The sequence below is a fragment of the Cognatishimia sp. F0-27 genome (assembly GCF_020667845.1).
Taxonomy (GTDB): Bacteria; Pseudomonadota; Alphaproteobacteria; order Rhodobacterales; family Rhodobacteraceae; genus JAFMPQ01.
Map to the genome: position 1 here is coordinate 1 of NZ_JAFMPQ010000004.1, position 13,091 is coordinate 13,091.

The 13,091-nt window shown below is 63.8% G+C and carries 11 protein-coding genes and 1 pseudogene; 8 read left to right on the top strand and 4 right to left on the bottom strand.

Annotated elements, in window-relative coordinates; translation table 11 throughout:
- Window positions 1-199 precede the first annotated feature (199 nt).
- Window positions 200-601: a hypothetical protein gene (locus J1C49_RS03450; protein WP_227444409.1), complete on the bottom strand. Its 402-nt coding sequence runs from the start codon at window positions 599-601 to the stop codon at window positions 200-202.
- On the opposite strand from J1C49_RS03450, the pseudogene J1C49_RS21900 reads away from it, so the two are divergent.
- The 4 genes and pseudogenes from J1C49_RS21900 to J1C49_RS03465 all read left to right on the top strand — a co-directional run.
- A pseudogene (locus tag J1C49_RS21900) lies at window positions 546-743 on the top strand (calcium-binding protein); the annotation flags it as partial. The gene J1C49_RS03450 and the pseudogene J1C49_RS21900 sit on opposite strands and share 56 nt — an antisense overlap.
- Before the next feature lie 125 nt (window positions 744-868).
- Complete coding sequence (locus J1C49_RS21690) at window positions 869-991, top strand: hypothetical protein (RefSeq protein WP_255670578.1); 123 nt, start codon at window positions 869-871, stop codon at window positions 989-991.
- 89 nt (window positions 992-1,080) lie between these two features.
- Window positions 1,081-2,238 (top strand): MFS transporter, encoded by a 1,158-nt coding sequence (locus tag J1C49_RS03460; protein ID WP_227444410.1) that lies wholly within the window; start codon window positions 1,081-1,083, stop codon window positions 2,236-2,238.
- 75 nt (window positions 2,239-2,313) lie between these two features.
- Window positions 2,314-3,162, top strand: coding sequence for a DUF1989 domain-containing protein (locus tag J1C49_RS03465; protein ID WP_227444411.1), 849 nt, complete (start codon window positions 2,314-2,316; stop codon window positions 3,160-3,162).
- An 813-nt stretch (window positions 3,163-3,975) separates the two neighbouring features.
- Here J1C49_RS03465 and deoD read toward each other — a convergent pair.
- From deoD to J1C49_RS03480, 3 genes are all read right to left on the bottom strand, one after another.
- The gene (gene deoD, locus J1C49_RS03470; RefSeq protein ID WP_227444412.1) at window positions 3,976-4,680 is read right to left on the bottom strand and encodes a purine-nucleoside phosphorylase; all 705 of its coding nucleotides are present in this window, start codon (window positions 4,678-4,680) and stop codon (window positions 3,976-3,978) included.
- 112 nt (window positions 4,681-4,792) lie between these two features.
- On the bottom strand, window positions 4,793-5,071 hold the full coding sequence (locus J1C49_RS03475; protein WP_370639366.1) for an H-NS family nucleoid-associated regulatory protein: 279 nt from the start codon (window positions 5,069-5,071) through the stop codon (window positions 4,793-4,795).
- A gap of 918 nt (window positions 5,072-5,989) precedes the next feature.
- On the bottom strand, window positions 5,990-7,999 hold the full coding sequence (locus J1C49_RS03480; RefSeq protein WP_227444414.1) for a protein meaA: 2,010 nt from the start codon (window positions 7,997-7,999) through the stop codon (window positions 5,990-5,992).
- Window positions 8,000-8,292: 293 nt separating this feature from the next.
- Between J1C49_RS03480 and J1C49_RS03485 the strand changes: the two genes are divergently transcribed.
- The 4 genes from J1C49_RS03485 (at window position 8,293) to J1C49_RS03500 (ending at window position 13,030) form a co-directional block, all read left to right on the top strand.
- Window positions 8,293-8,601, top strand: coding sequence for a hypothetical protein (locus tag J1C49_RS03485; protein WP_227444415.1), 309 nt, complete (start codon window positions 8,293-8,295; stop codon window positions 8,599-8,601).
- Window positions 8,602-8,687: 86 nt separating this feature from the next.
- Window positions 8,688-10,106, top strand: a complete 1,419-nt coding sequence (locus J1C49_RS03490; RefSeq protein WP_227444416.1) for a 1-acyl-sn-glycerol-3-phosphate acyltransferase — start codon at window positions 8,688-8,690, stop codon at window positions 10,104-10,106.
- A 387-nt stretch (window positions 10,107-10,493) separates the two neighbouring features.
- Complete coding sequence (gene ccrA, locus J1C49_RS03495; RefSeq protein WP_227444417.1) at window positions 10,494-11,780, top strand: crotonyl-CoA carboxylase/reductase; 1,287 nt, start codon at window positions 10,494-10,496, stop codon at window positions 11,778-11,780.
- Window positions 11,781-12,310: 530 nt separating this feature from the next.
- Complete coding sequence (locus J1C49_RS03500; protein WP_227444552.1) at window positions 12,311-13,030, top strand: LuxR family transcriptional regulator; 720 nt, start codon at window positions 12,311-12,313, stop codon at window positions 13,028-13,030.
- Window positions 13,031-13,091 lie beyond the last annotated feature (61 nt).

A 13,091-nucleotide genomic window follows, 5' to 3' on the forward strand; every position in this document is an offset into this window, starting at 1 on the left:
TTGTAAGGGCAGGGTGCCTCCAAGGCTGTCACCCCGCATGAAGGCGTCGCGATAAGACGGATCCGCGCCCATGTCCAGAGCGATTGTCCCAAGAGGGTCCGCTCCCGTGGGCGGCGGCACCGTCAGGGCTCGCGGCACCGTCCGGATAGGAAGCCGCAGACAATCGCATTGGAGCGCGTCATTGGGATAGCCGGTGTTGTCACTGGCCGAGTTGGTCTGTCCGATGGCGCGAAAGCCCCCGGCCGCCAGACACCACATTCGCGCCGTTCCGGGTGCAGATGCGGTGATGGCCGTCATCACCGGCAACGCGGTTTTCGGCCCACCCGGCGTCGAAGAAAGCATCGCGCAGGCTGCTGAGGGTCGGGTCTTTGCTTTCGGCGGTGCCGATGTGCTGGAAGGCGCCGCGGGCGACTACAGTCGGGATCCGGGCCTCGGCTTCGACAACGGGCCCGGCGGCGCGGGCAATGATACGCTGACCCGTGCGACCGGTGAGGATACGCGCAACGGTGGCAGCGGCGATGACGGCCTCAACGGTCAGGCGGGCGATGACGCGCTTTTCGGAAGGCATCGGCACCGACAGCCTTTCGGGCGATGCGGGCAACGACACGCTCTTTGGCATGGAGGGCCGCGACCGGCTGACCGGCGGTTTCGGGCGCGACCGGATGGAAGGCGCCGCGGGCGATGACGGGCTGGATGTCGGTGCAGGTAAGGATACGCTGTACGGTGGCAGCGGCGGGGACCGTGTCATCTTCGGCCTTGTTGAGGTGTCCAGCGCCATCGCTGGAAGGGGGATCAGATCCTCGATTTCCGGAACCGCACCGACAGGATCGGGCGCGACTCCGACCTGCGCGGTGATGGTGGCGAGCTGTTGCGCGATTACAGGACCACAAATGCGCAGGGCGATCTCGTTATCGGGTTCGAAAACGGCTCGATCACGCTTGTCGACATCCCCGATTCCGACGACCCCGCAGGGTCCGTCAACCGGTTCTGAGCACAAGGGCGCGTGCGCCTTGACCCTTGACTTGGCGCCGCGGGAACAACGCACTTTACGCGCCCCGCGGCGCGTGCGATGGGCGCAGCATGTCGATGTTGCGCGATCTTTATCTCAGCCGTGGCCCCGCGGCCGCCTTTGCCTGTGTGGGGCTCTATTGGGGCGGGTTCGCGGCGCTTGTGCCCGCGCTCAAGCCGCAGGCCGGTCTGAGCGACGCGGGGTTTGGTCTGGCCATGCTGGTGTCCGCAGGCGGCGCATTGCTGGCCATGTGGCTGGCGCCCCGCGCCGATGCAGGGCTCGGCCCCCGCTGCCTGCCTGTCCTCGCTGTGGCGCTTGCCCTGGCCTTTCTTCTTCCGGGGTTGACAACGACGGGCTGGACCTTTGCGCTGGCCATGATGCTGGGCGCAATGGCCTCTGGCACGCTGGACGTTGTGATGAACGCCCGCCTGTCTGTCCTCGAAGGCCGCACGCGGCGGTCGCTGATGAATCTCAACCACGGAATCTTTTCGGTCGGCTACGCCGCATCCGCGGTGTTTTGTGGCGTTGCCCGTCAGAACGGGGTGCCGCCGGTCATGGCGTTCGCGGCCCTTGGATGTGTGACCGCACTGCTGCTGATCCCGATGCTGCGTGCCCCGGTGGCGGACCCGGAGCCCGACGCCACCACCCTCCACGATGGCGCGGCGCCGCCCGCGCTCCTGATCCCCGCCGGGTTGATCATCCTCGTTGCCTTCATGGCCGAACAAGGGACGGAAGGCTGGTCCGCCCTGCATCTCGAACGCAATCACGGCGCATCCGCCATCGCGGGGGCCTTCGGCCCGGCCATCCTCGGGCTCACCATGGCCGTAGGGCGGCTGAGCGGGCAGGCCGTGGCGAACCGCTTCTCCGAATCCGGCGTGATCCGTGTCGCCTCTGTCCTGTCGGCAACCGGAGCGCTGTTGGCCGCCTATGCGCCCGATCTGGTCACGGCCTATATCGGGTTTGCCCTGCTGGGTCTCGGGGTGTCTGTCATGGCGCCCATGGCTTTTGCATGGACCGGACGGTTGGTGCCGGACCGGCTCAAGGCGCGGGCCATCTCGCGCATCGCGGTGCTGGGATATGCCGGCTTTTTCATCGGACCGCCGGTCATGGGCTTTCTGGCCGAAGGCTTCGGTCTGCCGTCATCCTTCACCTTCATCGCCCTCAGCCTTCTGCTGGCACCGCTGGTGCTTGTCCCGGTGATGACCCGGCAAGCCCGCCTGCAGGCCTGAGACGGCGCGCGGCCTTGCCATCGGTGCCGCGCGCCCCCTATCGTCGCGCAACCCGTTGAGAAATCGAGAGCGCCCATGAGCCAGTCACCGCCCCCCGACGCCCAGGCACGCCGCGCGGTCCGTCCCGTGATCGTCTACCCCGACGACACGCTCGCGCGCCCCGACATGCCGCTCTATTCTGCGGCGCTGTCCGGGGCCACCGTTGCCGCCACCCATATCGCCGCCCCGCGCGAGGCGTGCTGTTTCGAGGTCGCGGCCGGGCAGTTTTTCCGCATCACCTGCGTGGACGGCCCGCAGGTCGGCGATCTGAACCTCTGGCATCGCGACAACCGTGCCGAGCGGTTCTTTTCCGGCAAGACCCGGGCGCTGCACGGGACGCATGTGTCGACCGGGGACCGGCTCTGGTCCTGCCTCCCCTATCTTCGGCCCATGGCGACAATTGTTCAGGACAGCCTCGATTGGTACGGGATCGATGGTTTCGGCGGCGCGGTGCATGACGTGATCGGCACGCGCTGCGATCCCTATACCGGCGTGCTGTTGTCGGATGCGCCCTATCACCATTGCTGCCATTCGAACCTGACCCGCGCTCTGGCCGATCATGCGGGGCTCAGCCTCGCCGAGGCTGAACTTGCGGTGCATGACGTGCTGAATGTGTTCATGTGCACCGGATTCACGCGCGACACGGGACAGTATTTCATGAAGGCATCGCCCGTGCGTCCGGGGGACAGCCTGACCTTTCTGGCCGAGATCGACCTGCTTGGCGCGCTGAGCGCCTGCCCCGGTGGCGATTGCAGCGCAGGCCACAGCTCCGACGACGCGGCCTGTTATCCGCTCAGGGTCGAGGTGCTGACCCCTGCGGACGGCGCGCTCAAAGGATGGCAAAGCCCGCCGATAAATGCCTATGACCGCAGCCACGGGCGCTGATCGCCACGCGCGCAAGCCGCATCGGTTCCTTCCGTTAAATGTCCGGATGAGGAAGACCGGCATGACGCCGTGGCGAACAACGGTTCGCAGGTTCAACGCGTTGCCACAGGGGAGGCCGCCGGAACCGGTGCCTGTCTCGCGGGACGGGGGGCTGCCCATGCCGCTCTTGAAACCGCTTGATCCGTTGCCCCTTCGGATCGGTCCGCGTGGCTCGGTTCTTGGGTAAGGCAAGCCTACCGGTCACCACCTGCCTGATCTGTCCGGTTGAAGGCATCTGTGAACCCGAAGCCCTGCCTGCGGCGCTTTTGCGCGTAACCGGATCATGCTTTGCGCGCTCGATGATCTGACATGCGCGAAATCGCTCGGAGGTGGGGCCATCCTGTTTCGGAACGGCCCGGCATGAGCGCAGATTGGGCGTTGCCTTGGCGGGTGTCGCGCCATGACCTTCTGACAAGGTCGGACAGCTTTTCTGTGCGTTCGCGCCCGCGCGTCGCCAAAGACCCACGATCCGCACGGGCCACTCTGTTCCGAAACGCCATCCCATGTCTGTGGCCGAGCGTGGTTCGGTCAACCCGTTCCGGCCCGCTTGCGTCGGAAGTACTAAGTCAGGCGCGACACGAGGACGCCAATACAATGGTTTATGGCGTGTTGCGACAAACCGGGGGCCGGAACGGGCTGCGCGCGGCGTGCCGGCGTTTGCACCGCACGACCGATGCGCCCGGTGTGACGGAACCCATTGAACGCGACACGCTTGGGGCCGCATGGCTGAGACATGGCGTGGTGACGTCGGCGCGCGGTCCCGGCGAGGCGGGGTCAGGCAAAGGCGGCCTCGAGGGCAATTTCCACCATGTCGCCGAAGCTGCGCTCGCGCTGGTCGGCGGGCAGAGCCTCCTGTGTCAAAAGATGGTCTGAAACGGTCATCACCGCCAGCGCGCGTGCCCCGTGACGCGCGGCCACCGTGTAAAGCTCTGCCGCTTCCATCTCCACGGCCAGAACGCCATGGCGGGTCATCTGTTCGCTCAGGTCGTCGCGCTCGTCATAGAATACGTCCGAGGAATAAATCCCGCCCACATGCACCACTGCCTTTTTGCGTTCCGCCGCTTCCACCGCGTTGCGCAACAGGCCGTAATCGGCGCAAGGCGCGAAATTCAACTCACGGAATAAACCGCGGGACGGGGTGGAAAGCGTCGATGCTGTCATTGCAATGACGACATCCCGAATTGCCACATGCTTTTGCATGGCTCCACAGGATCCAATGCGAACAAGTGTTCGAGCACCGAAATTACGGATCAATTCGTTGGCATATATCGAGAGGCTCGGCATTCCCATACCGGAGCCATGAATGGTGACTCGGTTGCCCTTGTAGCTTCCGGTAAAGCCAAGCATGCCGCGCACGCGGTTCACGCATTGAGCGTCTTCAAGGAACGTTTCCGCCGCCCATTGCGCCCGCAATGGATCGCCCGGCATCAAGACTGTTTCCGCGATCTGGCCGGGCTCGGCTCCGATATGCACCGTCATGTGGGACTCTCAAAACAAGTGTTCATCGCAAAGCTGCGCGTGCGATCTATGGCCCGCACGCGGCTGGAGCGGGCCGATAATCTCGGGCGATTGAGACGCGACGGTTTTGGGCCTACAGCGCCAGCTCGTCGAGCGAATGACCGTTTTCAAGCGCGTCGATGACCCATTGCGGTTTGCGGCCGCGGCCGGTCCATGTCTGGCTTTTGTCCGCAGGGTTTGCGTATTTCGGGACGCCTTTGGTTTGCTTGGATGCCTTGGGTGCGCCACCGAGCACCTCCTCCAAAGAGAAACCGAATTCTTTTGCCGCCTGTTCAGCTGCTTTCTTGGCTTCTGCACGCCGGCGGGTTTCAACGGTTCTCAGCGCCTTTTGCGCGGACTCGATGATGTCCACAAGCTCAGCCTGCGAGAGGGACTCGAAATCGATATCTGTCTTTGCCATTGTCCATGGTCTCCTTATTGCAATGTCGTTGTTCAAAGATATGGTGGAATTGACAAGCTTATATTTGTGACATGTCCTGCGTGGCCATTGGCGAGGGTCGCGATCACGGTGCCCCGCGCGCGCCAATTGCGCCTATCGAGACTCGCCCCGAGAAAGTTGAAAAACCAATGTTATATAGAAAATAACCGTTTAAAGCCGCACTATGGGATTGTGCCAGACAAACTCGGCCACCTGTCACAAAAAAGCGCAAATGACGCCGGCGGCGATACAAGAGGTTTCTCGCGTAAAGTGAGAGCGAAGCACATGTCTTTCGTCTATCGCGCGATTTTCCGAATCACTGCCCCCAAGGGTATCAGAGCGGTGGCGAACCCGAAGGGGGCCGCATGTCTCCACCCGGCGCCGCCCCGCGTTGCGCCCTGAGATGGATGTCAAAAGACATTGTCCGGGGGCGTCGCGACGCTCATGCGCCGGTGGCTGCCGCTTCGAGCGCCGCCCCTCACAACGCCACCGACGGGGTCCGCACCCTGGGTCAGCATGCGGATGCTCACCTCCGGGTCCGGCTACATGGAAGCACCGCGCCCGCAGCCCCGGTGAGCAAGGACACAGAAAAAACAGCGTGTCCGAAGACCGCGCAAACAGGTGCCGCATCCAAATCCCGATCGGGTGCGGTCGGTTCACGGGCCGTTCCCGCGCCCCCCGATTTGCCAGCGCCCGCAGCCCCGTTTCTCAGCCACCGAGCGCCGCGGTTGTCACGCCCTCGCGATCACGCGCAGACTGCGGCAATGGCTGAGGACCCGATGCAGGCATGACACCGCCGCCGAAAGCGACGCCCCGGAACGCCCCTTGCCGCCAGCGGCGATGTTCGGGCGCTTATTCCGCCGCGACCGCCTTGGGGTCCACGAGCGTCACGATGTCCCGCATGATCGCGTTCAACTCGAAATCCTTCGGCGTGTAGACCCGCGCAACGCCCATGGCACGCAGCCGCGCGGCATCATCCTCCGGGATGATCCCGCCGACGATCACGGGCGTCGAAAGGCCCGACGCGCGCAACCGTGCCATCACATCCTCGACCAGCGGGATGTGACTGCCTGACAGGATCGACAGCCCGATCACATGCGCGGCATCGCCTTCCTGCGCCGCCGCGACGATCTGCTCCGGAGTCAGGCGGATGCCTTCGTAATCGATCTCCATGCCGCAATCGCGGGCGCGATAGGCGATCTGCTCGGCCCCGTTGGAATGCCCGTCAAGGCCCGGCTTGCCAACAAGGAACTTCAACCGGCGTCCCAGCGCATCGCTGACCGCATCGACGGCCTCGCGGATCTCTTCGAGCCCTTCGGTGCGGTTGGAGGGCGATTTCGACACGCCCGTGGGCGCGCGGTATTCGCCATGCACGGCGCGCATCTCGCCGGCCCATTCGCCCGTGGTCACGCCTGCCTTGGCGCATTGGATCGACGCAGGCATGACGTTCTCGCCGGTCTCCGCGGCGGCGCGCAAGGCGGCCAGCGCGTCGGCCACCGCGCCCGCGTCACGCTCCGCGCGCCACGCATCAAGCCGCGCCACCTGTTCGGCCTCCACGCCGGGATCGACCACCATGATGCCGCCATCCTCGCCCATCAACGGCGACGGCTCGCTCTGGGTGAACTTGTTCACACCCACCACGACCGTCTCCGCGCGCTCGACCCGGCCCACGCGCGCGGCGTTGCTCTCCACCAGACGGTTTTTCATGTAGGCAATCGCGCCGATCGCGCCGCCCATGCTCTCGATATTGGCAAGCTCGGCGCGCGCGCCTTCCTTGAGCGCCGCAACCTTGCGGTCCACCGCCGGATTGCCATCAAACAGATCGTCATATTCCAACAGGTCGCTCTCGAAGGCCAAGATCTGCTGCATCCGCATCGACCATTGCTGATCCCACGGGCGGGGCAGGCCAAGCGCCTCATTCCACGCAGGAAGCTGCACCGCTCGCGCCCGCGCCCGCTTCGACAGCGTCACGGCAAGCATCTCGATCAGGATGCGGTAGACGTTGTTCTCCGGCTGCTGCTCCGTGAGGCCAAGCGAATTGACCTGCACGCCATAGCGGAAGCGGCGATATTTCGCCTCCTCGACGCCATAGCGCTCAAGCAGGATCTCGTCCCACAGGTCGACAAAGGCGCGCATCTTGCACATCTCGGTCACAAAGCGGATGCCGGCGTTCACAAAGAACGAAATCCGGCCGCACAGCGCCGGAAAATCCGCCGGATCGACGCGCGGTCGCAGCTCATCAAGCACGGCGATGGCGGTGGCGAGCGCAAAGGCCAGTTCCTGCTCCGGCGTCGCGCCGGCTTCCTGCAGGTGGTAGGAACACACGTTCATCGGGTTCCATTTCGGCACATGGGTATAGCAATACTCGGCCACGTCCCCGATCATCTTCAAAGACGGCTCGGGCGGGCAGATATAGGTGCCGCGCGAGAGATATTCCTTGATGAGATCGTTCTGCACCGTGCCCTGCAGCTTCGAGACATCCGCGCCCTGTTCCTCGGCCACCGCGATATAGAGTGCCAGCAACCACGGTGCCGTGGCGTTGATTGTCATCGAGGTGTTCATCTGTTCAAGCGGAATGTCCTGAAACAGCGTCCGCATGTCCCCGAGATGACAAACAGGCACGCCCACCTTGCCCACCTCGCCCCGCGCCAAGAGGTGATCGCTGTCATACCCGGTCTGTGTCGGCAGGTCGAAGGCCACCGAAAGGCCGGTCTGTCCCTTGGCGAGGTTTCCCCGGTAGAGCGCATTGGAGGCCGCGGCGGTGGAATGCCCGGCATAGGTCCGGATCAGCCAGGGGCGGTCTGCCTTGGGGCGCTCGGACTCGGGGCGGGCGGGAGCGGTCTCGGGCGGCATCTGGGTCATGGGGGCAGGAATCCTCGAGGCTTGAAATCTTGTTTCGTCTTACGCTTCATATTCGACAGATTATGTCTCTGTCAATTCGCTGCATTGCGGCAGCGCAGATGCAGCATGCTGTGCCTAGCCTGCGCAATGCCGCTGTGCAGCGCAAGGCACGACGATGCCGCAATCCCGCTCCTGCGGGCATTGCACGGGTCGCCTGGGCGCGCGGCGGAGGCCAACTCAACAAACCGGGTGTCTCTCATGCAGAAAACCGCTAGGCTCTGCTCGAACCGCAATACAAAGATCGGACCGAAACCATGAAACTGCAATCCTTTGCACTCTTCGCGTTCATGGCGGGCGCCCTGGCCGCGTGCTCCGGCCAACAAGTCGCCGAAACCGCGCTCGATGTCACCGTTGCGGCGGGCAAGATCGTCGTCAACACGGGCGTCGGCGCCACCAAACTCGCCGCGCGCGGCGGCGCTGCAGGCTACCGCGCCGTGCGCGATGCGCGCAATCCCGAGGGCCAACCCTTCCCGGAAGGCGCGGTGCTGTGCTCGCGCGGAGAGGGCGTTTTTGTGGCGGCGCGCCAGCAGGAGGACGGATCATTCACCTGTCCGTCTGCATGAGGGGCGTCGCGGATTGATGATGCCATGCGCGGTGATCGCCGCGCGAGCCCCTTGGCAATTGCCCTGACGCCTGCCACGTTCTGCCCATGACCGCCCCGGTGACGCTTCCCCTCTGGCTCTTTGTGCTGATCCTGCTGTTTGCGGCGGTCACCTTCGCATCGCATTTCCTGTTCCCGTCGGTGCGGTGGTTCCTGCGCCGCCGGATGGAGCGTGCCGTCGCACAGCTCAACACGCGCCTGCAACGCCCCATCGAACCGTTCCGCCTGCTGGGGCGCTACGACCTGATCCAACGGTTGATCTACGATCCCGACGTGACACAGGCCATTGTCGAGCATGCGCGCCGCGAAAAGGTCCGCGAAGACGTCGCCTTTCAGCGCGCGCGCGCCTACGCGCGCGAGATCGTGCCGTCCTTCTCCGCGTTCACCTATTTCTCCTGGGGCGTGCGCGCCGCGCGGATGCTGTCCAATGCGCTCTATTCCGTGCGGATCGTGCAAAGCGACGAGGCTGGCCTGGCCACGATCGGCAAGGACGCCACGGTGATCTTCGTGATGAATCACCGCTCCAACATGGATTACGTCCTCGTCACCCATCTCGCGTCTGACCGCTCCGCGCTCAGCTATGCCGCCGGTGAATGGGCGCAGGTCTGGCCGCTCTCGGCGCTCTTCAAGGCCATGGGCGCGTATTTCATCCGCCGCAAGTCCCGAAACAACCTCTACCGTCGGGTGCTGCGCCGCTACGTGCAGATGGCCACGGAAAACGGGGTGACCCAGGCCATGTATCCCGAAGGCGGCCTGTCGCTGGACGGGAGCCTGAAATCCCCCAAGCTGGGTCTGCTCACCTATATCACCGAAGACCTGAGCCTCGCGGATCGCGATGTGGTGTTTGTGCCGGTGGCGCTCAATTATGACCGCGTTCTCGAGGATCGCGTGCTGATCGCGGCCCAGGACAAGGGCCAGCGCAAATTCGACGCGCGCGTCTCAAGGGTCTCTCTGGCGGTCTTGCGGCATATCTGGTTGCGGCTCACCGGCCGGTTCAAGACATTCGGCTACGCGGCCGTCAGCTTTGGGGCGCCTGTGTCCCTGCGCGAGGAGCCGGGCCTGTCCGACGATGCCGAGGCGCTTTCGCTTGAGCTCATGCGCCGGATTGCCGCCATCGTCCCGGTGCTTCCGGTCCCGCTGGTGGCGCATGTGCTGCTGCGTGGTCCGACGACCCGAACCGCTCTGACGGCCGATGTCGCCGCGGCGCTTGCCGCTCTGGGGGACCATCCGGTGCACCTGCCACACGCGGGCATGGCGCAGGCGGTCACCACCGGGCTGCAACCGCTGATCGACAGGGGCGCCGTGATCGAAACCGAGGACGGGCAGCTGCGCATCGCACCGGAGGAAGACCGGCTGGTGCGTTTTTATGCCAATTCGATCGCGCATCTCTTTCCGTGTGCGCCGGCCGGGCTCCCGTCGTCCGCGGCAACGCCCCCGCATGACGACACGCCCGCCGAACACTGCTGACGCCGCATGCGCGGCCTGACACCAGCCCGCACGCGGTGGCGTGCGCGGCGCGGGCCGGGCACGGATCGCCGCGGAGCGGCGGCAGCCCGCACGCGGTGGCTACGCGTCATCGCGCCGGGTGCTCTCTCCGCTCTGCGCGCGTTGCGTTTTCCGCCGGGGCAGGGGGCGCGCATTCCGCAACGTCAATGTTTGGGTTTCTGCATGCGCATAAGAATTTCTGCGGTCGCTCGGTTATAAAATTTCAAAATCGGCATTTCAGTTGTTGATTTGTTGCGCAAATCGCCATATCCCTGCCGTATCACCATGAATCGACGGGTGCAGCTGCGGCATCCCCGATGCAAACCAATCCTGCGCCGAAAGGCAGACCGTCTCGAAAAGGAGGCCCTCATGGCACTCGACACCCAGCCGGGCATCGCCCAATACGACGCTCCCGAAAAAGATCTCTATGAGATCGGCGAAATGCCTCCTCTCGGCTATGTGCCGCCCAAGATGTATGCCTGGGCCATCCGCCGCGAACGGCATGGCGAACCGGAGCAGTCCTTCAAGCAGGAGGTGGTCGACACATGGGCCATCGACAGCCACGAGGTGCTGGTGCTCGTGATGGCGGCGGGCGTGAACTACAACGGCGTCTGGGCGGGTCTCGGCCAGCCAATTTCGCCCTTTGACGGCCATGGCGCGCCCTATCACATCGCGGGTTCCGACGCGTCTGGCATCGTCTGGGCCGTGGGCGAGAAGGTCACGCGCTGGAAGGTCGGCGACGAGGTTGTGATCCACTGCAACCAGGACGATGGCGACGACGAGGAGTGCAACGGCGGCGACCCGATGATGTCGCCCAGCCAGCGGATCTGGGGCTACGAGACGCCGGACGGCTCTTTCTCGCAGTTCACCAAGGTTCAGGCACAGCAGCTCATGCCGCGCCCCAAGCACCTGACATGGGAAGAAAGCGCCTGCTACACGCTGACACTTGCCACCGCCTACCGGATGCTGTTCGGCCACGCGCCGCATGACCTCAAGCCGGGCCAGAACGTGCTGGTCTGGGGCGCATCCGGTGGCCTTGGCTCCTATGCGATCCAGCTTGCCAACACCGCCGGCGCCAACGCCATCGGTGTGATCTCCGACGAGGACAAGCGCGAGTTTGTCATGGACATGGGCGCCAAGGGTGTCATCAACCGCAAGGATTTCACCTGCTGGGGTCAGCTTCCCACGGTCAACACGCCCGAATACAACACCTGGTTCAAGGAAGCGCGCCGCTTCGGCAAGGCGATCTGGGAGATCACCGGCAAGGGTGTGAACGTGGACATGGTGTTTGAACACCCGGGCGAGGCGACCTTCCCGGTCTCCAACCTTGTCTGCAAGAAGGGCGGCATGGTCGTGATCTGCGCGGGCACCACCGGGTTCAACTGCACCTTCGACGTGCGCTATACGTGGATGCACCAAAAGCGTCTTCAGGGCAGCCACTTTGCGCATCTCAAGCAGGCGGCGGCCGCCAACCACCTGATGGTGGAGCGTCGTCTGGACCCCTGCATGTCTGAAGTCTTCCCGTGGAACGAGGTGCCGCAGGCCCACACCAAGATGCTGCGCAACGAGCACAAGCCCGGCAACATGTCCGTGCTGGTTCAGGCGCCGACAACGGGCCTGCGCACGCTTGAGGATTGCCTGGACGCGCGCAAGTAAGCGCGGGCTTCACTTTGACAAAGCCTGTAGGGGTGTCGCGAGGTCGCGGCACCCCTTTTCTTGTGCCGGTTCTTGTGACGGGGCGTATCGCCGGATCGTCGCTTCCGCGCGTGGTCAAGCGGGGAGTTGGCCATGAGCCGGTCATGGCTGCTAAGTTTTTGTTCACCTTTTGTGCTTTACCCTGGAGACACCTGTCGAATCGGGCCTGGCGGGCGATGCCCGCGATCCCGAGAATCGTGATCGAGTGAAATCAAATGGCTGAATTTGACGCCCTCACTGTTTTTGGGGAGGGGAAATTCGTGAATATTAACGTCAAACGACGCATGCTATGGTTGTATTAATCAATCGTTAACCACTTCAAAGTGAGGTAAAGCCAATGGGACATGACTGGGTTCTGGACGTACTGACCGACCTGAAGACTTTCGCGCGTGCCAATGGTCTGCCGACACTTGCCGCACAGCTCGAAGACACCGCCTTCGTGGCACAGGCCGAAATCGCGTCCCAAGCCAAGGGGAACGGCTTTGGGTTACATGGAAGCAGAATTGGCGCTGGATGGGCTGATCAAAAGGCTGGAATACGCAAAGGAGCGTGACGACCTCTATGGCGCCATCTTCGAGCTCAGAGACAATATCGGGGTCGATCATCTTGTCTATCACTGGGTCAATTCAAGTGGCGATCAATACGGATGCGGAACCTATGACCAGGTGTGGGTCGATCGCTACCTGGAGAAAGGATATCTCAGGATCGATCCGGTGATACAGGGCTGTTTTCAGCGCTTTCATCCGGTGGACTGGAAGCAACTCGACTGGTCCGGCAAGGCACAGCGCGCCTTTCTTCAAGACGCCATCACGCACGGGGTCGGCAATCAGGGGTTCTCGATTCCGATCAGGGGGCCAAACGGACAGTTCGCAGCCTTCACGGCATCACATAATTGCTCGGACGAGGAATGGGGGGCGTTTACAGAAAAGAACCGGCGCGATCTCATCCTGATTGCGCATTACTTCAATCAGCGCGCGCTCGAGTTGGAACCGGGGCGCACGCCTGATCCCGCGCCCAGTCTTTCGCCGCGCGAGCTCGAAGCCATGACACTGATTGCCATAGGCATGAACCGCGCCCAGGCTGCTCAGGAGCTCTCGATCTCGGAGCACACCTTGCGGGTCTACATCGAAAGCGCACGATTCAAGCTGGGGGCCATGAATACGACCCACGCAGTTGCTCGCGCGCTCAGCCGTGGCCTGATCGTGGTCTGATCAGCCAGCGATCGAGCGCAAAGCGCCTGATCGGAGAGGATCCGGCCCCAAGCGTCCGGTC